Here is a 19,830-nt window from a genome sequence, read left to right as displayed (position 1 = left end):
CGGCGCGGTCAACCCATCGATCCATCATTGCTGTGATGCTTAGCATTCCGCTACTCGGATGCTTCATGATGGAAACCCGTTATTTTAGCAGCAGACTCGTTCACTGCCCTATGAGCAACCGAGATCATTACCATGCACCGCTTCACGATTGAATTAACGGTTGATTTCTCGCTCTATAAATCAGCATACTGAAGCCTTGTTCATTTTATAATTACCGGAGGTTAGCCATGAAGTTAACGACTCTTCTCAATCGCATTGCCTTAGGCACCTCGCTGTGTTTGCTCATGCCCGTATCTATCATGGCCGAAGAAATCACCTGTCCAGGTTTTCTGAGTAACACAACCGTCGACAATCTACTGGTTCCTGCTAATTCGGACTGCAACCTCAATGGTACGCGAGTGATGGGCACGATCACGGTGGAAGCCAACGCAACGCTCAATGCGGAAAAAATCATCGTAGTAGGCAATGTTCAAGCCGAGAATGCCTCGCAGGTCAATATTCTGAATGGCTCTCGCATAGGCGGATCAGTACAAGTGAAACAGGGGGGTGGCGCCAATGTCAGCGATAGTTTTATCGACAGCGACATCCAGTATGATAGTAACATAAGCCTGCTCCAGGTATTGCGCAGCACCGTCGGCGGCAATGTTCAAGTCGTCCAGAATACGGGAGGTGTAGAAATCGAAGGAAATACCATCGACGGCAACTTACAATGTAAAGAAAACACCCCTGCCCCCGTCGGTGGTGGCAACATCGTGCAAGGCAGCAAGGAAGATCAATGCAGACAACTGTCTGGTCATGTCACAACAACACCCCCTCGGGACAAATGCAATCAGTCACACCCTTCTGTGGCAGAAGATACCAACTTGCATATTCCCAGAGTCAGCGTCATCACGCCGAGCGGAGTGGAGGTTTACTGGGCCACCTTGCGCTTTGCGCCCGAGCTCTCACGCAATGGCAATCTAGTATTTGAATTAGCCAATCCAGCCACTAATCTGGGTCGTTGTGATTGATGCAAACGGAATTGTTGCGGCAACCAGTTGATTACGTTCATGGTACGTCACACCCCCATGAACGGAATCGATTGCTGATCCTCAGCCTGTCGAATGCCCGTCTTCAGCCGATATCCCCATCATATTAGCAGCTACCTAAGCGCACACAGAAAGGGTAGCGCCACAAATAGTAGAATTGTCAATTAAAGCCATGCGATCAGGCAATACTGCAGCATTTCGCTTTTACGCCGAGCTGAATGATTTCCTCCCCCTGGAGCGGCGGCAGCAAACGTTATGCTATCGCTTCAACGGACACCCCGGCATTAAAGATCCAATCGAGGCCTTCGGCGTCCCTCATACCGAAGTCGCACTGATCATCGTCAATGGTCAGCCGGTAGGATTCGGCTATCAGCTCCAAGCGAATGATCGTGTCTCGGTTTATCCCTTTTTCACGAGCCTAGATATCGCGACTTTACCCCCATTACGCGCCCCGATCCCATCCGAGCCTCGTTTTATCCTGGATGTCAACCTGGGCAAGCTTGCCAAATTCATGCGGTTATTGGGTTTCGACAGCCTTTACTGCAACCATTACCATGATCCGGATATCGTAAAGATCGCCGTAAATGAGCAACGCATCGTACTGACCCGTGACCGCCGCCTGCTCTATGCCAAACAAATCCAACATGGTTATTGGGTGAGGGCGGTTCATGTGGAAAGTCAGGTCAAGGAAGTGGCGCAGCGTTACAATTTGTGCCAATCTGCCCACCCCTTCGTGCGTTGCATTGTGTGTAACGGGATGCTAGCCCCGGTCGACAAAACGGCTATTTTGGATCGCCTCGAGCCTAAAACCAAGCTTTACTACCAACGTTTCCGTCGCTGCCTCCACTGCCAGCGGATCTATTGGGAAGGATCGCACCTGGAACATATCCGACGGCGCTTCGCTGACGTGCTGAATACGGATAAGGTCTCAATTTTTCAAACCGGCAACCTTAATTGAACCGTTAGCCAATTAAAACTTAAGAAGCTTATTGTCTTAATTGTTCTCAAACCCTAGAATGAAATTGTCCTATCCTTAAATAGGACAAAATCTCCTCTATCTCACCAAAAGGCGCTGTCCAAATGAAAAAAGACCTTATTTCAATGTCTCTCATAGCAGCAATCAGTTTTATGGTGTTAGGTTCAAGCAGTGTATCGGCAGAAACAGGATATGCCGTTCATTACAGCAACCTATTTCAAGGCAAGAAAACTGCCAGCAAAGAAATTTTTGACCAAAGAAAACTGACAGCAGCCCATAAAAAGCATCCTTTTGGAACACGTGTCAAAGTCACTAACTTAGATAACGATCAAAGTGTGGTCGTCAAGATAAACGATCGCATGCCCACTCGCAACAGCAATATTATTGATGTTTCCAAACGCGCAGCAGAAGAGCTGGGATTTGTAAAACAAGGTCGCGCCCACGTCCGCCTCGAAGTCGTAGATTAAATTCTCCAATCGAACTGTACTTTTCACCTTCATACAGAGCGGCGCCACTGAATTTCGAGATCCTTAAAGGAGTGCATCATCATGAATAAGTATATCGTTGAGTTTATTGGTACTTTTTTCTTGGTTCTTACCATTGGCCTCACCGTCATTCCGGGAAATGCAGCAATCGCCGCACCGCTCACGATTGGCTCGGTGCTGATGGTCATGGTGTATGCCGGCGGCCATATCTCGGGAGCACACTATAACCCCGCGGTGACTCTGGCAGTCATGCTGCGTGGCCGCTGTTCGATAGCCGAGACCCCACTTTATATGATCGCTCAGGTGTTGGGAGCGGTTGCTGCAGCCTTTGTGGCAAAATTTCTGGTCGGTACAGGCACTGCGGGTACACTCGATGTCACCAAATCGTTGATTGCAGAGTTTTTATTTACCTTCGCGCTCGCCTATGTCGTTCTCAATGTAGCCACAGCAAAAGGAACCAGCGGCAATTCCTATTACGGCTTGGCTATTGGTTTTGTCGTGATGGTTGGAGCTTTTGCAGTAGGCGGAATCTCCGGAGGCGCATTCAATCCAGCCGTTGCACTCAGCGTACCGTTCATGGGGCTTTTGCACTGGAGTGATATCTGGATACATCTGGCGGCAGATTTCGCTGGCGGCGCAGTCGCTGCGGTCGTTTTCAACCTGCTCAATCCCGACGACAAATAGCAGTCACTCTTGAACGAAGCGCTGCATAACCATCACGGCCAAAAGTTATTTGTCCGTTTCGTTCTTGCCATGTCCCGCTGCACTGGTCAAAACCTTCAACCTAGATTCGGTTGGACAGGACGGAATGTGCGGTTTTAGGGGTGCAGGACAAGGCGCAACGACGCGGAATAGTCACGCTATTCCAAGGCGTTGCAACGCAATCATGCACCCATAAAATCGCGCAGTCTGCATCGTAGCGTTGACAACCCGAAAGGTGGAGGTGAAAATTGTTGCAAAGCTAGAATATTCATAATGTTAGCGCCAGAATTAGCAATCAACTGAATCTAGGTTCAATTGCCCATATGATCATAGACGCAATTGACGATTTATCATGAACAATCGTCCTTGCTCCTATTCCAGATAAAGGAGTCGTTATGCCTATCCACAACGCCGATATCGCCGCTATCTTCGAAGAGATTGCCGATTTGTTGGAAATCGAGAGCGCCAACGTCTTTCGTGTGCGCGCCTACCGCAATGCGGCTCGAATCTTGCAAGAACTCGGCAAAGACGTGCGTGCGATGGTGGAGAAAGGTGAGGATTTGACCAGGCTACCCGGTATTGGCGACGATCTCGCTCACAAGATCAAGGAAATCGTCGAAACTGGCCATTGCGCCATGCTGGATAAGCTGCACAAGCAGTTGCCACCCACCATCACGGAGTTGCTAGCAATTCCCGGGCTCGGGCCCAAGCGTGTCAGCGCGCTGTACCACGAACTGGATATCCAGACTATGGAACAATTGCAACGCGCGGTACGCGATCACCGTATCCAGGCCCTGCCCGGTTTCGGTGAAAAAACCGAGATGCGCATCGCCGATGCGTTGGCAATACACGCCAGCAACACCAGCCGGTTCAAACTGGCTATCGCTGCTCAGTATGCCGAACCGCTCGCAGCTTGGCTGCGCACAGTACCCGGCGTGCAGCAGGTTGTCGTGGCAGGCAGTTATCGGCGCGCACGGGAGACCGTCGGGGATATCGACATCCTGATCACGGCGACCGAGCACAGCCCAGTCATGGTGCGTTTTTGCGGCTATGATGAAATAGCGGAAATCCTTTCTCACGGCCCAACGCGCAGCAGCGTCATTCTCAAGTGTAAATTGCAAGTGGATGCACGCGTGGTCGCTCCTGAGAGCTACGGTGCAGCGCTGCATTATTTCACCGGCAGCAAAGCCCATAACATCGCCATTCGCCGTTTGGGCCAGGAAAAAAGACTCAAAATCAATGAATATGGTGTATTCAAAGACCAGACACGCATTGCGGGTGAAACGGAAGAATCGGTCTATCAAGCCGTAGGATTGCCATTCATTCCACCGGAACTGCGGGAAAATAGGGGAGAAATCGAGGCAGCCCGGAAGGGTTGTTTACCCAAACTCATCGAATTGAGCGACCTAAAAGGCGACTTGCATACGCACAGCAAAGCGAGCGATGGTCATGCCACCCTGAAAGAAATGGCCCAAGCCGCAAAACAGCGGGGCTTCGAATATCTGGCCGTTACCGAGCATTCAAGCCGGCTCACCATCGCACGTGGCCTCGATTCGGTACAACTTGCCAAGCAAATCGATGAAATCGACCGGCTCAACGCGCAACTCGAAGGCATTACCCTACTTAAGGGAATCGAAGTCGATATTCTGGAAGACGGCAGTCTGGATCTGCCAGACTGGATATTGGGAAAACTGGATCTGGTGATCGGTGCGGTCCATAGTCATTTCGGGCTTTCCCGCGCCCGGCAGACCGAGCGCATCTTGAAAGCGATGGAGCATCCCCATTTTACTCTGCTGGCCCACCCCAGCGGGCGGCTGATCGCCAAGCGTGAACCCTACGATATCGATATGATGCGCATCATCCGCCAAGCAAAAGCGCGCGGCTGCTATCTGGAGCTCAATGCCACCCCCGACCGGCTGGATCTGCTCGATACCTATTGCCAAGCGGCCAAGGCAGAAGGCGTACTGATCTGTATCGATTCGGATGCCCATAGTGTGCTGGATTTCGATAACCTGCGTTTTGGTATCGGGCAGGCGCGTCGCGGTTGGCTGGAGAAATCGGATGTCCTGAACACACGCTCATTGAAAGCACTCAGACCACTTCTCAAGCAGACGATGTAATGGCAAGTTACGAGAAAACGGCCACCAAACTGGCCTTGCTCTTTTTACTGTTGGTCATGCTTTCTGGCTGTATCCATCGCCAGTACGTCACGCAGCCCTATCCCCGTTGGGGCGAGGAAATCCCCATCGAACAGGCAGAGAACGGCATTCCCCTGATTTTGCGCATTATGCAACCTGCCGAACCTTCGTCTGCGTCAGCATGCATGTTGCTTGTCCACGGCATGAACGAATACATTGGGCGTTACGCTGAAATTGCCCACTATTTTGCTGAACGTTTCATCGTGGCAGGTTTTGATCTTTATGCACACGGCCTATCCAATCCGATTTTACAGCAGGCTGATCAGGCGCTCATTGCCGGCGCTGCCAGACAGGAGGTCGGCCAGGCCTATCTGGCGCAAACCGAATTATACGATCTGGAGCCGATGCGGCAAAGCTTGCATCAGGCGTTGAATCGCTTCGTCACCCTGTGTGACCAGCACAACGAGCCCGGCAAACCTGTCTTCATCGTTGCCCATAGTCTTGGGGCACTCGTCACGGCCTCTTATTTGCTATCGGACCGATATGAGCGTGACCTGGCGATGCGTGTGCAAGGGGTTGTTTTGCTCGGACCGGGCTTCTCCGTAACCGAAGTACCGGGCTGGCAGGGCTGGTTGGCCAATCCCATCATCAAGCTCTCGTTTCACGCCGAAGAACATTTCCTGAATCCGCAGAACGAGCCTTGGCCGCTGTTACTCATCAATCAGTTCGTCTCTCTCCTAACAGTACCGTTGCTCGATGGTTTATTTGAAGTCTTATCCTGGCCAGGTATCCGAATACTTGCCACGCCAGTCGCGCCGGACTGGGTTGTGGATTATCTCACCGACAGTACAGCAGAAAGGGCCCGTATCCGCGCAGATGGCTGGTTCATCCGACGTAATCTGCTGCGCTATGTCAAAGGAATCGAGTCAGAAATCGTCACCTTCCGCCAGCGTATGGGACAATTTGCGCTGCCTTATTATCTGATTTACTCAGGGCAAGACCCGATCACCCCCGCCTGGGGGAGCGAAGATTTCGCGCGCGCTACCTTGCAGAACCATCCAGACAACGCATTATTACCTCTGCCTGAGCTGAGTCATCACGAGCACCTGTTCTCATCGCGGCCATTACGGGATGCAATTCTGCAAAATATCGCGCAGTGGCTGGACAAACGGTTGCAGACACTCGATCGGCAGTGAGCTACTGCACAATAAATTCTGCAAGCTCTCAACCTGATCGTGCCAAATAGGCCGAAACATCAATAGAACATGCCAACCCTACAAATTCCGTTGACAATTTTGGTGGCAGCGGCTTGCAGACCGCTATCAACCGGCTAAAACAACGGATAACCACTAACATTCCGCTCGATGATTTCCGGATGAATGGTAAACACTTCCGGTGCATCCGGATCGACAACCACCCGTAACCAGTGCACATCGCGGTCACCAAAGGTTACCACGCGGGTTACATGCTCAAGGGTGCGCTCGCTCTCCTGTACTTGCAGGGGTTTATCGATCAGAAAACGATGTGAATCCCCATGCGCTAGGACGATAGGTTTTCTGAAGCGGAGCGATGCTTGTTCGAATGCTTCGAGAATTTCTTCGAATCCATGCCGCGCTGGTTTGCCCTTGGCGGCCGTGAAGCGGGGATCGGCCTGGAACAATAGAAATATCCCCCGCGCTTCGATCGCTTCAGCTTCGTCAATCGCTTGATGTAACCATGAAAGCACGGCTGCGATCCGTCGCGCCACTTCATCGTCGTCTGCCTGCGTACGTGAAGCAAAAGGCACAAGTCCATTATTGCTACCCACGATATGCAGCGTTGCAAACAGCACTCGTTTTTTAGTCCAGCGCACATTTTCGACAAATTCCGGATACTGCGAATCGCTCGCCTGACTCACCATAGTCATGGTCTTCTGCCCTAAACTGACACCAGGTTGCGGATAAAACAGCTCGCGCAGCCGCGCCAGCCTTTCAAGCGGTTGATAAGATCCCGCTGCGGCACGATGGCAGTCTGTCCATTCATTATCGCCCGGTGTCAGGATAAACGGTATTTTGAATCGCTGAAAACGCTCTAGACGATCAAGCAATAGCGCATCGGAACAGGGCGCTATGCCCGGCTTGATATCCCCGGCATGCAACACCCATTCCAGGCGTTCATTGGCATTGATCGCATTGATGACATTATCGAATTTCCAATAATCGACAATTCGATAGGGCATGTCGCCAATCAAAGCGAATTCAAATTTTCCTGAATCCGTATCGATCGCTCGATCTGTGTTCGACTGCACTGGCGCGACCCAATAAAACAACATGGTTAACCACAGCAACATACTTAGCCATTTTGATGGCAGCATTCTTTTTCCCTCACGAATAGAAAACAGCAGAAGTGACCTTCTTGTTACCAATGTAGCTGTCTCAGCAATGCGCTTTTTTTCTGCTGGTGCGCTTGCATGCGCTGCAAAATGTTATCCAGCATTTCGATTGCGCGAATGATGTGCGGACCTTTATTGAGCATCACGCATTCGGCCCGCTCGCTCATCGCTGCATCAGTCACTTCGGCGCGGCTTGGGTTACCCCGTTTAGCGAGTGTCTCCAATACTTGCGTCGCCCAAATGACCGGCACATGGGCGGCTTCGGACAACCATAGGATTTCTTCCTGTATTTCGGCCAATCGTTCGTAACCACATTCCACCGCTAGATCACCGCGTGCGCTCATCACGCCGACCGATGGCCAACGTAACAGCATAAGCAAAAGTCCCGGTAATTGCTCAAACGCAGTGCGGGTCTCAATTTTGATCACGATGCCAAGATGCTGACCGCCAAGCTGCGTAAGGTGGCTTTGTAGCAAGGCGATGTCAGCAGGATAATGGACGAAAGAAAGTCCCACGATATCCGCATGTTTGACAACGAATGCCAAGTGCCCGACGTCTCTTGCCGTCAAACCCGCCATCTCCAGCCGGGTATCGGGCAGATTGATCCCTTTGTCTGCCAGTAATTTTTCTCCCGCATCGCTTGCCTGGATAATCTCGATCAATAGATGATCCGTATTGACGCGGCGTATGACGCCACCGATACGGCCATCATCAAAAAGTACCCGCTCCCCTGGCTGTGCACAACTGAAGATTTCGGGTATCGGGCAGGCGATACTGGCAGGATAGAGAAGATGTCCGTCCGCATCCAGTTGGGCGGGCCGTCCTGGATTCAACTCACGCGTCAGAAGCAAATGATCCCCTCGCTGCAACCTAATGACCTCGGGAATGCGAGGCAACGCACCGATTTCACAGGCGCGCACGGCTTGCAATTTTTTCGAAGACCCCTTTTTTGCCACTATACTGAGTTGAATACCTGGCTTGAGATAAGCCGTTTTATTGCATTCCGCCCAATAGCCATCCCCCGCTTGTTCCACTATTCTCAGGGTACGGCTGGCACCTCTTGCATCGGCAAACTCAACTTTGTCTCCGGGCTTGAGTTGTTGGAGCCAGTCGCGCTTGACTGGGAGACATGCATCTGCCTGAACTGAGAATGCAGGCGAACTATTTTCCGGGTGCAGCCAAATGCGGGCAGGTGCAGTCAGATTACCGTAAACATCACGATGGGGGCGCCATTTTATCACCCCGGGTCCCAACGCTATTTCTCCAGTGCGCAGTTTCGGCCCGGCAAGATCCATCAGAATTTGGCAAGGGCGTCCCGTTTCACGGGCGGCCTGCTTGATATGCGCGATCATTCTCGACCAGATGGCTTCGTTATCATGCGCGCAATTGATACGTGCGCAATCCATTCCGGCCAGCAACATTTCCTTGATCAAGGGATAATTGCTGACAGCTTCAGTGGGCAAGGTCACCATGATACGCACCCGCCTGTTCGCAGGTGGCGCACCCAGCAAATTATTGGTGTTGCTTTCTAGCAACCCGGCACCGCTGACCGGAGGTAGGGTCAGATCCATTGGCGCTTCTTGCGCACGCTTTCTCAGGGCATGCTGCAGCAATACGATAATCGCGTTCAGATTGCTTAATACATGCGCCTCTGCACGCCCCATCGAAGACAAGCCAGCTGCAGCCAATTTTTTCTGCAATGGACGCACGTCCCTCCGGCGTAGCGCGAGATAGTGAATCAAGTTGGCAGCACTTGCTTTATGACGCGCATCGATCGCACTGAGGATTTCTGCAGATCCATTTTCTGCCGAGATCAATTCTTGTTGCAGTGCCTCCAATTCCTGCAATAAAGCAGCATAAGCTTTGAGTTTTTCTTGACCGGCGGCACGGCGTGTTTGACGGGGTAGATTCATAGCGGGTATCCTGAACCGAGTCACCCTGCCATATCATGGTGACATTCTTATGACATAAGGAGCTGCAGCACTAAAATTATTGATCCGCCGATAAACGCCATCCGCAAATCGAGCGATAGCATCCGTATAGGTTCCAAGTAGGTTCCACTGTAGGGCTTTTTTACATCATTAACCTGAATATTGACTCGCCTTCAATCCTCAAACCATAGGGGCGCCCGTCATTTCATGGAGCCTTTTCACGGTATCGGAATCCAGATTCAACGCTTGCGCCAATTGACGCATATAGATTTTCTCCTCATCTGTATCGATATCGATTGCAAACAAGGAAGCTGCATAAACCTGCGCTGCAACCATCTGACTTGGTATGCTCGAAGCAAGCTTGTTCAGATCGATCGGCTGGTTGAGTTCGTCACGGATAAACTGACGTTCTTCATCAGTAATGCCATCTTCACCGACTTTGCCCATGATCTTGTTCATTTCTGACGGGTCGAGCGCGCCGTCCGCTTTGGCCGCACTGATCATCGCACGCACGATCAGTTTTTGCGTATCCGCTGAAACCATGGTTTCCACCTGTTCCTTGGGCAAAGAATCAGCTAGCCCTTTTTCTTGAATTCCTGCTGATTGGGGAGGGTACTTTTTTTGGAGTGCGTTGACCGCCAAGGCACCCAGCATTGAGAGCGCCCCTCCCCCCAATGCACCTTTTATCGCGGCCGATCCGCCCCCAAGCAATGCACCTGCCACTGCCCCGATGGTGCCTATTTGCTTACCGGTTACATCTCCCATTTGCTTGGAATGAAGAAAATTTTCAACTATCCCTAGCCACTTGTTTACCGTTTGATCAGTAGTCGATTGTGGCGTATTGGCCACATGCTCGATCCTTGAACGTCCCTCATCGGTCATCGTTTTCAACATTCGTCCAATAATCTCGCTATAGCTCATTTGATGACTCCTCCTTCAATGGCGCCCTCGATGGGCTGATTAGATTTCCTTGAACTGCCTTCCACAATACATACTCAATGATCAAGTGGTAAATACGTACGATCACCTATTCCCAACAAACCAGATCTTGCCAAAACCACTATACTGCATTCTGGCAGATTCATTTACCAAAAAACGTCTTTCCAGATCAGATTGTAAAAATGATACGGTATCCGATAAACAAAAGAGCGAATTGCCATGAAACGCCATAAAAGCCTTTATCCCCTCTCTCACGATCATCATCACGCACTCGTTCAGGCAAAAAACTTACGCATCGCGGCTAAAAATGCCGATGATAAGGAAACGCTGCGTCAGGTTGCCATGCAAACGATTACATATTGGAGCAATGATCTGTGCGCCCATTTCCGCCAGGAAGAAGTTATCCTCCTGCCTGTCTTCGCACGCCATACTACGGCCGACCACCCCGAAATCGTCGAAACCTTGCGGCAGCATGACGATATCCGCGCCGCTGTCGATCAATTAAAAAATGACCTTGAGCAAGCTGCTAACCTAGCGGTCGCGAGCCAAACGCTAGCCGATCAACTCAGCCAGCATATACGGTATGAAGAGCAGCGCCTATTTCCCCTGCTACAAGAAGTTTTGCCCGAAGAGGCGTTATGGGAAATCCACCATCGACTGACGACAGCGCAAGGAGCCAATCACTGAGTACTTTGTTGCGGCGGCATCTCGTAATCGGCGGTCAACATCTCGAGCAGATGGCCGTTGGGGTCGCGAAAATAGACCCCCCGCCCCCCGTAATTATGATTGATCGTCATATTCTCGGCTTCAGCGGGGCCGCTGCCATATTTAAGCCCCTCGGCCTGCAAGCGCGCAAAGATCTCATCGAATTCCTGCTCGGAAACTTTGAAGGCGTAGTGATGCGATTCAAATTTCTCTCTGCTGTCAAAATCGAGAGATAGCGTCTCGTTCACGCGCACCACGAGAAAACGCGAAAACTCACCCAAATATTCGAAACCAAATAATCGACAATACAGTTTCGCGGATGCTTGCTTATCAAAGCACGGCACAATGGTATGGTTAAGCGTAATGGTCATATTGTTGCCTCCTTTTTGCCAGAAATTTAATTTGCCGTTAGCGGGTATTGTTGCTACCTAACAATGCGAGAAACGGCACCCGTTCAAATCCACCTGTTCACACTTAGGATATCACTCAATCACCAAAAATGATGAAGTGTGCAACCCGTCGTAGCCGCAGTCCGCATCTTCGGATCGAGGATGCCCAATAGACTGCGCCCTAAAAAAACAGCAGCAGATTCCGTTATCAGAAACAAGACCACTTAAAATTTCAACAAATGGCCACTTTAATTCCCAGTTACTCGAGTTGTGTTTCACGCATGACGTCTGGCGAGAAGCGTTTCGCTCAGCGATTAGAAGCAAAATTGGAAGACGACTATCTCTGTTGGTATGATGTGCCCATTGGCCAATCGATGAGGCATCCCGATTTTATAGTGCTGCATCCAAGGCGAAGATTGCTGATTCTGGAAGCCAAGGATTGGAAATTGGATACGATCCAATCCATCAATAATGCATGGGTAACTTTACTTACCTACGACGGGGTAAAACAACGCTCCAATCCGCTTGAACAAGCTCGCCAATACGCTCAGGCAGTAGCAAATAGCCTCCAAAAAGATTGTCAGCTGGTGTTTAGCAGTGGCAAGTTGCGGGGCCAACTCCTTTTCCCATGGTCTTATGGGGTCATTCTTTATCGAAACTGGCATCTCGTCGGCAAAACTGTCAGAAACGCCCTGGTTACCGCGGGCATCCCCTTTAGCTGGAAAAATGATATTCAATTTAACGCGCAGCAGGATACGGTCAAATTGTTGACTTTCCATAGCAGCAAAGGACTGGAATTCCCACTGGTCGCTATTCCAGATGCCAACATGCAGGCTGAAGAAGAAAAGCAGGATGAGGAAGCTTGTCTGTTATACGTCGCCATGAACCGCGCAACACAAGAACTGATTGTGCTTAATAGCGCTAGCTAACGAATTCCTGAAAAAGCGTCCTATTTGCGAAGCAATTATCTAATCAGTTGATTTCTAAAATTATCTAAGCCTCGCCTCAATTCAGATGCCTGTAAATAAGTTTATGCCCGCCGTTTTGCTTTAGAATGAAAGCAGGTGGTTTCACGCGTTCCCCGTGAACTTTCATGGTTTCGCCGGAACGATTGCTTTTCATCGGAGGGCCAACATGAGCGAGGAAAAGAAAAAAATTACCGTCTTTTACGATGGTGCCTGTCCCAGTTGCGTCAAGGATCGGCAGAAGTACGAAAAACTGGCCGGCAAAGATGGAGAAGAAGTCTGTTGGTTCGATATCACTGGCCAGGAAGACAAGCTGCGGGAGATGGGCATCGATCCGCGCAAGGCGGTAAGCGAGCTGCACGTTCAGGATGAACAGCAGCGCATCGTCTCCGAATTGGATGCCTATATCGTGTTGATGTCACGCGTTCCATTGCTCAAGCCACTTGCCTGGCTGATCGGTTTACCCGTCATTCGGCCGCTGCTGTCCTCGCTCTATCATTGGATGGTCAAGCGGCGTTTGAAAAAAACGGGGCGGCTATAGATGGACGAAAAACGATGTTTCCTGACCAGCGACGGCGTCACACTCACTTACCGGCGATGGTCACCCGCGCAAAACGAACAACCCCCTCCTCTGCTACTGCTGCACGGCGCAGCGAGTAATTCTACGCGCTGGTGGCATTTCACCCGCCATAGCCGCTTGGCTGCCGATCATTGCCTGCTTCGCCCCGATCTGCGCGGTCATGGCGAATCGATGTGGCGCGGCCCGGCGCATATCGAGGAATGGACCCGAGATATCGCCGAATTGCTGCAACATGCGCAACAACCACGTGCAGTTATTGTAGGCCATTGCCTAGGCGCCAACATCGCCCTCAATTTCGCAGCACGCTATCCCGAGTACTGCAGTGGCCTGATTCTGATCGAACCCATGGCCCGTGAGGCTTTCACTGGCATTCTCGCTAAACTGAAGTCGTTTGTCCCTATATTGAAACTGCTCGTGACGCTGATCAAGCAGCTCAACCGGCTAGGGTTGCATCGCCGCCAGCTCGGCACACTGGACCTGCAAACGTTGGATCGCCGCGTGCATGAAGCCAGCCCCACCGAGTTAAAAGTCATGCTGAAAGACTACGGCTCCCCCAAACATGATCTCAAAGTCATTCCCACCGCGCAGTATCTCGGCAATCTCATCGAGATCATACGTCCCCTGCCGATCACCAAGGTACATTGCCCTGCCCTCGTGATCCAATCGTGCGGACGCAGCATTACCGACGCAGCACGCACCCAGGATCTGCTCCAGACATTGCCCCAAGTGGCGTTTGCAACCATCGATTCGGATCACTGGCTACCCGCTACCCATCCTGACGAGCTGTGCGAACTGATTGATAGCTGGGTATTAAAGTATCACTGTTGAATATCCGTATTGATTATAGCCTGCTTGACTCATGCGCTACCAAGTGCTCAAATCGGCACTCCCGAACAGATATAGCCATGCAGTAACCCTATGGACCTGGAAGAACAGCAATTCCTCAGTGACCTCGACAAACGTCTGTGGACTATGGCCAACAAGCTGCTGCCCATGCTCGATGCAGCGGTTTACAAGCATGTCGTGCTCGGCCTCATTTTCCTCAAGTACGTATCGGACGCTTTCAAGGAACGGCGCGCGGAACTGGAGGCGGCCTTCCGTGACCCGAACCACGATTACTACCTGGGCGAGGACGCCGAAGACTTGATTTTAGAGGAGCTCGAAGCCCGCGACTACTACATCGAAAAGAACGTGTTCTGGGTACCTGCGCTGGCACGCTGGGATTTTCTGCAAGCCCATGCCAAGGTCGCGATCGGCACCGTGCTTCAGGTCAAAAACGGCAAGACCACGGAATACAAATTCAACGGCATTGGCCGCCTGCTCGATGACGCACTCGAAGCCGTGGAGAAGGAAAACCCCAAACTGAAAGGCGTGCTGGAAAAAGACTACGCGCGCAAGCAGATCGACACCGCGCTGCCAGGACTCATCGACCTCATCGCCAAAATCCCCTTTCGGCACGGTACGCTCCACGCAAAAGACATCCTCGGCCACGTGTACGAATACTTTCTCGGCGAGTTCGCCATGGCCGAGGGCAAGAAAGGCGGGCAGTACTACACGCCCAAGAGCATCGTCACCCTCATCGTCGAAATGCTCGAGCCCTACCAGGGCCGGGTGTACGACCCGTGCTGCGGCTCCGGCGGCTTCTTCGTGCAGTCGGAAAAATTCGTCGAAGAGCACGGTGGCCGTATCGGTAGACTTTCGGTCTACGGGCAGGAATCCAACCCCACCACCTGGCGGCTGGCCTCGATGAACATGGCCATCCGCGGCATGGATTTCGATTTTGGCAAGGAACCGGCCAACACCTTCAGCCGCGACCAGCACCCCGACCTGCGCGCTGACTACATCATGGCCAATCCACCGTTCAACATGAAGGAATGGAACAGCGGCGTGAAGGACGACGACCCGCGCTGGCAATACGGCATCCCGCCCGCAAGCAACGCCAATTTCGCCTGGATGCAACACATGATCCACCACCTCGCGCCGCACGGCAGCATGGCGCTGCTACTCGCCAATGGCTCCATGAGCAGCAATACCAACAACGAAGGCGAAATCCGCAAGGCGCTGATCGAAGCCGATCTGGTCGAATGCATGGTCGCCCTCCCCGGCCAACTGTTCACCAACACCCAAATCCCCGCCTGCATCTGGTTCCTCACCAAGAATAAATCCCCCTCTCCCCCCGGGAGAGGGTCAGGGGTGAGGGCGGCAGGGATGAGGGAGACAGGAATGAAGGTGAATGGAGTGAGTGAAACTGGGGTGAAAACACGCGACCGCCGCGGCGAAACCCTGTTCATCGACGCCCGCAACCTCGGCTACATGAAAGACCGCGTGCTGCGCGACTTCGCGCCCGAAGACATCCGCAAAATTGCCGACACTTTCCACGCCTGGCGCACAACCCCCCCTCTCCCCCTGGGAGAGGGCCGGGGTGAGGGACAGGGAGAGGGCCACGATAAGGGCAGCCTGAGCAAAGAAAACAACAAGGCTAAATCCCAGAAAATACCCGAGCACCTATTGCAAAACGCCCGTGAGCTGCGAAAAAACCAGACTGATGCAGAATCCCTTCTCTGGCAATTGCTCCGCGACCGGCAGATTGCCGACTGCAAATTCCGCCGCCAGCATCCTATTGAACCCTACATTCTCGATTTCTATTGCCATGAAAAGAAACTCGCCATAGAGCTGGATGGTGGTCAACACAATACCGAGCCCGCCATCGCTCAAGACCATAAAAGAACGGAATTTCTGGCATCCCAAGGCATAACCGTTCTTCGCTTCTGGAATAACGATGTCTTGCAAAACACAGAAGCGGTATTGCAGAGGATCTATGACACCCTGAACCCTCACCCCGACCCTCTCCCAACAGGAGAGGGCGCAATACACCCTTCTCCCGCTGGGAGAAGGTGGCCCGAAGGGTCGGATGAGGGAGGCGACCAGCGCGCTTACCAAGACATCCCCGGTTTCTGCAAATCCGTCACGCTGGCTGAAATCAAGAAGCACGACTACGTGCTCACCCCCGGCCGCTACGTCGGCGCGGCTAAGCAAGAAACCGATGGCGAACCGTTCGAGGACAAGATGATGCGGCTCACCGCGCAACTGAACGAGCAGTTCAAAGAGAGCGCGCGGCTGGAAGCGGTGATCCGTGAGAATTTGGCGAGGTTGGGTTATGGCGGGTGAGTGGCGCACAGTGCGGCTCGGTGAAATAACTGATTGGGCGTCTGGTGGAACACCACCAAAAGATGATGCTAAGTACTGGGGTGGGGCCATTCCATGGATTAGTGCATCGTCCATGTATGGAAACCGATACAGCGACTCTGAGTTAAAGCTCACAGAAACTGGTCTAGCTAGAGGATCACGCCTTGCCGAAGTCGGGACTGTTCTGCTACTGGTACGTGGAAGCATACTTCATCAGCGTGTTCCAGTAGGTATCGCCACCCGGCCCATGGCATTCAATCAGGACGTCAAAGCAATTAAGGCCAAGGAAGGACTGTCTCCTTGGTTCTTGCTTTACTGGTTCTTGGGAAAGGAGAGAAATCTTCTTGAACTTGTCGATTTCACTGGCATTGGTGCAGGTAAATTCGACACGAAGCAGTTGCAAGAACTACCGGTAAATTTGCCTACACTTTCTGAGCAAGAACAGATAGTTGCGGTCGTAAAAGCCCTCGACGACAAGATCGAACTCAACCGCCGCATGAACGAAACGCTGGAAGCCATCGCGCGGGCGATGTTCAAATCCTGGTTCATCGACTTCGACCCCGTGCGCGCCAAAGCCAGCGGCGAGCCACCCGAATCCATCTGCCGTCGCTTACGACTCACCCCCGATCTGCTCGCCCTCTTCCCCGACCGTTTCGTCGATTCTGAACTCGGCGAGATTCCGGAGGGGTGGGAGGTAAAACCTTTTTCTGAAACAGTCCAAATCATCGGTGGTGGCACACCAAAAACCTCTGTGTCCGAGTATTGGGGTGGGGACATTCCTTGGTTTTCCGTCGTTGATGCTCCGGCTGAGAGTGATGTTTTTGTCATTGATACGGAAAAGAAAATTACGCAAACCGGCTTGGATGACTCATCAGCGAGAATACTTTCAGCGGGAACGACCATAATCTCAGCCCGTGGCACAGTCGGAAAAGTAGCATTGGTAGGTGTGCCAATGGCCATGAACCAATCTTGCTATGGTTTGCGTGGCCTCGACGGCGGTTCATTTTTTACCTATTACGCCACTCGTGAGCTGGTCTCAACACTTAAGCAACATAGCCATGGTGCGGTGTTCGACACAATCACTCGGAATACATTTGCTGGTGTAAGCGTCGTCACCTTCCAGCCTGTGGTGACAGCGTTTGAGACAGTGGTTACTCCTCTAATGGAAAAAATAAAAGCCAATAGCGTTCAAGGACGCACTTTGGCAGAGTTACGCGACACCCTTCTCCCCAAACTCCTCTCCGGCGAGCTGCGCGTGCCGGTCAGAAGTGCATCATGAGCAACGAGGTGGAAGTACAATCCGATCCTAAATATTTCAACCGAGTTATGGAAAGTCGCAGTTTGTCGTGCACGAAGGAGAAGTGAACGACCAGTTGCTGACTAACCAATAACTAACAAAGGAGATTGCATGAAAGCTTACAATACCCAGCTAGGTGCAAGAGCAAGGATCGAGTACCTAAAAGTGCAAAATTTTCGCGCTTTGCATGACGTGGAGTTCAAAGATTTGACACCTTTGACCGTTCTGCTCGGCCCGAACGGTAGCGGCAAATCAACAGTATTTGATGTTTTTGCTTTTCTCGCCGAGTGTTTTGAGCTCGGCCTTCGCCGTGCTTGGGATAAGCGTGGAAGGGCCAAAGAACTTAAAACGCGCGGTAGCGATGGACCGGTAACCATAGAGATCAAATATAGGGAAACAGGATATCCGCTCATAACCTATCACGTAGCCGTCGATGACAGCAAGAGCGGTCCTGTGGTCGTTGAAGAATGGCTGCAATGGCGACGTGGCCAGCGCGGAAAACCTTTTCGATTTCTCGATTACCGTGAAGGGCAAGGCCGTGCCGTCAGCGGAGATTTACCCGATGAACAAGATCGGCGGGTCGAAGTGCCTCTGAAATCGGCTGACCTTTTGGCAGTGAATGCACTGGGTCAATTCGCGGATCATCCGCGTGTTGCAGCATTGCGCGAATTTATTATCGGCTGGTATGTGTCCTATCTATCCACAGACAGTGCTCGTGGCCAGCCCGAGGCCGGTCCACAGGAAAAATTGACTAAGACAGGCGATAATCTTGCTAACGTCATTCAATACTTGGCCGAACAGCATGGAGACCAGCTTGAGCAGATCTTCGACGTATTACGCCAACGCGTGCCACGTGTCGAACGTGTGCTAGCAGAGACTATGCCAGACGGGCGATTACTGTTGCAAATCAAGGATGCACCATTCAGTCATCCAATACTCGCACGCTTCGCTTCCGATGGCACGCTGAAGATGCTGGCTTACCTTGTGTTACTTTACGACCCAATGCCGCCACCATTCATTGGTATCGAGGAGCCCGAGAATTTTTTACATCCACGACTATTGCCGGAACTTGCTGAAGAGTGTCGCGCCGCAAGCGATCGTACACAGCTTCTTGTCACTACGCACTCGCCTTTCTTTCTCAATGCACTACGATCGGAGGAAGTACGGATTCTATGGCGTGATGAAAAGGGCTACACACAGACTCGACGCGCAACTGATTTGCAGGGAGTGAAGGAGTTTGTTAAGCAGGGTGCTTTGCTTGGCCACCTTTGGATGGAAGGGCAGCTCGGTGTGGGTGATCCTCTAGTGAACCAAGGTGCACCGACTCGTCCTATCGGAGGTCGCAACCGATGAAAGCTTCACATTTGGTGCTCCTGGTTGAAGAACCTTCGATGGAGGCTTTTTTGCGATGTTTGCTACCACGACTGCTGCCAGCGGATTGTGCCTTTGAGGTGCATCCATTCCAAGGTAAGGCCGACCTGCTGGGTAAATTACAATCCCGTTTGCGTGGCTATGCGCTATGGCTACCTGATGATTGGCGGATTATAGTCGTAATCGATCGTGATGACGATGATTGCGAAAAACTAAAACAACGTCTGGAAATTATGGCAAATGCAGCCGGACTACGCACGCGGTCTGCTGTCAGCAACACGCAGTGGCAAGTCGTAAATCGTATCGCCATTGAAGAACTGGAAGCCTGGTACTTCGGCGACTGGCAAGCGGTGTGTAGCGCTTTTCCAAAAGTATCGCCTACCGTCCCGAACAAAGCGAGTTATCGTGATCCGGATGCGATACCAGGTGGAACATGGGAAGCGTTTGAACGTATATTGCGCCAGCACGGGTACTTCAGAACTGGCCTGCGCAAAATCGAGGTTGCTCAAGTAATTGGATCTTGCCTTGATCCTCAAAATAGTCGCTCGAGAAGTTTTCTAAGGTTTTATGAAGCTATTTTGGAATCAATTGCATGAAGCAGAGAATAAATTTGAGTATCTGCCATTTCGATTGTGAGAATGCTTTAAAGCTAACCGTAAAATAATCCTAAACAAAGCAATATGTTACATAAATTCAACCAGATAAATGCTTTAATACAAACCCGCTCGCAAGCTGTCGACGCGATTCCAGGCCTTCCGTACAGGCAT

General features: G+C 51.7%; 18 protein-coding genes. 14 read left to right on the top strand and 4 right to left on the bottom strand.

The features are described 5' to 3' along the window. Positions 1 to 227: 227 nt before the first annotated feature. The 6 genes from C8R30_RS04355 to C8R30_RS04330 all read left to right on the top strand — a co-directional run bounded on the left by C8R30_RS04355 (position 228) and on the right by C8R30_RS04330 (position 6,525). Complete coding sequence (locus C8R30_RS04355; protein ID WP_181258697.1) at positions 228 to 1,010, top strand: hypothetical protein; 783 nt, start codon at positions 228 to 230, stop codon at positions 1,008 to 1,010. Positions 1,011 to 1,200: 190 nt separating this feature from the next. Further along, positions 1,201 to 1,986, top strand: a complete 786-nt coding sequence (locus tag C8R30_RS04350; protein ID WP_107783312.1) for a Mut7-C RNAse domain-containing protein — start codon at positions 1,201 to 1,203, stop codon at positions 1,984 to 1,986. Positions 1,987 to 2,108: 122 nt separating this feature from the next. Continuing rightward, on the top strand, positions 2,109 to 2,471 hold the full coding sequence (locus tag C8R30_RS04345) for a septal ring lytic transglycosylase RlpA family protein (protein ID WP_090666762.1): 363 nt from the start codon (positions 2,109 to 2,111) through the stop codon (positions 2,469 to 2,471). 81 nt (positions 2,472 to 2,552) lie between these two features. Next, a complete protein-coding gene (locus tag C8R30_RS04340; protein WP_181258696.1) occupies positions 2,553 to 3,173 on the top strand; it encodes an MIP/aquaporin family protein in 621 nt (206 codons plus the stop codon). Between the two features lie 413 nt (positions 3,174 to 3,586). Continuing rightward, positions 3,587 to 5,311: a DNA polymerase/3'-5' exonuclease PolX gene (gene polX, locus C8R30_RS04335; protein WP_090666759.1), complete on the top strand. Its 1,725-nt coding sequence runs from the start codon at positions 3,587 to 3,589 to the stop codon at positions 5,309 to 5,311. Continuing rightward, the gene (locus tag C8R30_RS04330; RefSeq protein ID WP_090666756.1) at positions 5,311 to 6,525 is read left to right on the top strand and encodes an alpha/beta fold hydrolase; all 1,215 of its coding nucleotides are present in this window, start codon (positions 5,311 to 5,313) and stop codon (positions 6,523 to 6,525) included. Before polX ends, C8R30_RS04330 begins: the two co-directional genes overlap by 1 nt. A 134-nt stretch (positions 6,526 to 6,659) precedes the next feature. Here C8R30_RS04330 and C8R30_RS04325 read toward each other — a convergent pair whose 3' ends face one another. The 3 genes from C8R30_RS04325 to C8R30_RS04315 form a co-directional block, all read right to left on the bottom strand. Then, complete coding sequence (locus C8R30_RS04325) at positions 6,660 to 7,682, bottom strand: metallophosphoesterase (RefSeq protein ID WP_090666754.1); 1,023 nt, start codon at positions 7,680 to 7,682, stop codon at positions 6,660 to 6,662. 44 nt (positions 7,683 to 7,726) lie between these two features. Continuing rightward, entirely contained in the window at positions 7,727 to 9,613 is a 1,887-nt protein-coding gene (locus tag C8R30_RS04320; protein WP_107789623.1) for a pyruvate kinase, read from the bottom strand. Between the two features lie 198 nt (positions 9,614 to 9,811). Continuing rightward, positions 9,812 to 10,552, bottom strand: a complete 741-nt coding sequence (locus C8R30_RS04315) for a tellurite resistance TerB family protein (RefSeq protein WP_090666750.1) — start codon at positions 10,550 to 10,552, stop codon at positions 9,812 to 9,814. A 237-nt stretch (positions 10,553 to 10,789) separates the two neighbouring features. Between C8R30_RS04315 and C8R30_RS04310 the strand changes: the two genes are divergently transcribed. Then, a complete protein-coding gene (locus C8R30_RS04310; RefSeq protein WP_090666749.1) occupies positions 10,790 to 11,257 on the top strand; it encodes a hemerythrin domain-containing protein in 468 nt (155 codons plus the stop codon). Here C8R30_RS04310 and C8R30_RS04305 read toward each other — a convergent pair. Then, positions 11,251 to 11,646, bottom strand: coding sequence for a VOC family protein (locus C8R30_RS04305; RefSeq protein WP_090666747.1), 396 nt, complete (start codon positions 11,644 to 11,646; stop codon positions 11,251 to 11,253). The two genes, C8R30_RS04310 and C8R30_RS04305, sit on opposite strands and share 7 nt — an antisense overlap. 257 nt (positions 11,647 to 11,903) lie before the next feature. Here C8R30_RS04305 and C8R30_RS04300 point away from each other — a divergent pair, with 257 nt between their 5' ends. The 7 genes from C8R30_RS04300 to C8R30_RS04270 all read left to right on the top strand — a co-directional run bounded on the left by C8R30_RS04300 (position 11,904) and on the right by C8R30_RS04270 (position 19,659). Further along, on the top strand, positions 11,904 to 12,593 hold the full coding sequence (locus C8R30_RS04300; protein WP_146162676.1) for a nuclease-related domain-containing protein: 690 nt from the start codon (positions 11,904 to 11,906) through the stop codon (positions 12,591 to 12,593). Positions 12,594 to 12,798: 205 nt separating this feature from the next. Further along, a complete protein-coding gene (locus C8R30_RS04295; protein WP_090666743.1) occupies positions 12,799 to 13,170 on the top strand; it encodes a thiol-disulfide oxidoreductase DCC family protein in 372 nt (123 codons plus the stop codon). After that, positions 13,171 to 14,037 carry an alpha/beta fold hydrolase gene (locus C8R30_RS04290; protein WP_090666741.1) on the top strand — a complete coding sequence of 289 codons (867 nt, stop codon included), beginning with the start codon at positions 13,171 to 13,173 and terminating at the stop codon, positions 14,035 to 14,037. A gap of 90 nt (positions 14,038 to 14,127) precedes the next feature. Then, positions 14,128 to 16,377 (top strand): N-6 DNA methylase, encoded by a 2,250-nt coding sequence (locus C8R30_RS04285; protein ID WP_107789621.1) that lies wholly within the window; start codon positions 14,128 to 14,130, stop codon positions 16,375 to 16,377. Next, positions 16,343 to 17,674: a restriction endonuclease subunit S gene (locus tag C8R30_RS04280; protein ID WP_143068206.1), complete on the top strand. Its 1,332-nt coding sequence runs from the start codon at positions 16,343 to 16,345 to the stop codon at positions 17,672 to 17,674. The genes C8R30_RS04285 and C8R30_RS04280 overlap by 35 nt, the downstream gene beginning before the upstream one ends. A 129-nt stretch (positions 17,675 to 17,803) precedes the next feature. After that, entirely contained in the window at positions 17,804 to 19,045 is a 1,242-nt protein-coding gene (locus tag C8R30_RS04275; RefSeq protein WP_090666735.1) for an AAA family ATPase, read from the top strand. Continuing rightward, on the top strand, positions 19,042 to 19,659 hold the full coding sequence (locus C8R30_RS04270; protein ID WP_090666733.1) for a DUF4276 family protein: 618 nt from the start codon (positions 19,042 to 19,044) through the stop codon (positions 19,657 to 19,659). Before C8R30_RS04275 ends, C8R30_RS04270 begins: the two co-directional genes overlap by 4 nt. Positions 19,660 to 19,830 lie beyond the last annotated feature (171 nt).

The organism is Nitrosomonas nitrosa (assembly GCF_003051105.1).
In the GTDB taxonomy this organism is placed as follows: Bacteria; Pseudomonadota; Gammaproteobacteria; order Burkholderiales; family Nitrosomonadaceae; genus Nitrosomonas; species Nitrosomonas nitrosa.
Note: the sequence above shows the minus strand (reverse complement) of the source record. Positions and strands in the feature narration are given on the sequence as shown.

Coding starts and splice junctions, on each gene's coding strand:
- C8R30_RS04355 (WP_181258697.1), top strand. CDS start 228: ATGAAGTTAACGACTCTTCTCAATCGCATTGCCTTAGGCACCTCGCTG.
- C8R30_RS04315 (WP_090666750.1), bottom strand. CDS start 10,552: ATGAGCTATAGCGAGATTATTGGACGAATGTTGAAAACGATGACCGAT.
- C8R30_RS04345 (WP_090666762.1), top strand. CDS start 2,109: ATGAAAAAAGACCTTATTTCAATGTCTCTCATAGCAGCAATCAGTTTT.
- C8R30_RS04305 (WP_090666747.1), bottom strand. CDS start 11,646: ATGACCATTACGCTTAACCATACCATTGTGCCGTGCTTTGATAAGCAA.
- C8R30_RS04300 (WP_146162676.1), top strand. CDS start 11,904: ATGGCCACTTTAATTCCCAGTTACTCGAGTTGTGTTTCACGCATGACG.
- C8R30_RS04350 (WP_107783312.1), top strand. CDS start 1,201: ATGCGATCAGGCAATACTGCAGCATTTCGCTTTTACGCCGAGCTGAAT.
- polX (WP_090666759.1), top strand. CDS start 3,587: ATGCCTATCCACAACGCCGATATCGCCGCTATCTTCGAAGAGATTGCC.
- C8R30_RS04275 (WP_090666735.1), top strand. CDS start 17,804: ATGAAAGCTTACAATACCCAGCTAGGTGCAAGAGCAAGGATCGAGTAC.
- C8R30_RS04340 (WP_181258696.1), top strand. CDS start 2,553: ATGAATAAGTATATCGTTGAGTTTATTGGTACTTTTTTCTTGGTTCTT.
- C8R30_RS04330 (WP_090666756.1), top strand. CDS start 5,311: ATGGCAAGTTACGAGAAAACGGCCACCAAACTGGCCTTGCTCTTTTTA.
- C8R30_RS04290 (WP_090666741.1), top strand. CDS start 13,171: ATGGACGAAAAACGATGTTTCCTGACCAGCGACGGCGTCACACTCACT.
- C8R30_RS04285 (WP_107789621.1), top strand. CDS start 14,128: ATGGACCTGGAAGAACAGCAATTCCTCAGTGACCTCGACAAACGTCTG.
- C8R30_RS04295 (WP_090666743.1), top strand. CDS start 12,799: ATGAGCGAGGAAAAGAAAAAAATTACCGTCTTTTACGATGGTGCCTGT.
- C8R30_RS04325 (WP_090666754.1), bottom strand. CDS start 7,682: ATGCTGCCATCAAAATGGCTAAGTATGTTGCTGTGGTTAACCATGTTG.
- C8R30_RS04270 (WP_090666733.1), top strand. CDS start 19,042: ATGAAAGCTTCACATTTGGTGCTCCTGGTTGAAGAACCTTCGATGGAG.
- C8R30_RS04320 (WP_107789623.1), bottom strand. CDS start 9,613: ATGAATCTACCCCGTCAAACACGCCGTGCCGCCGGTCAAGAAAAACTC.
- C8R30_RS04310 (WP_090666749.1), top strand. CDS start 10,790: ATGAAACGCCATAAAAGCCTTTATCCCCTCTCTCACGATCATCATCAC.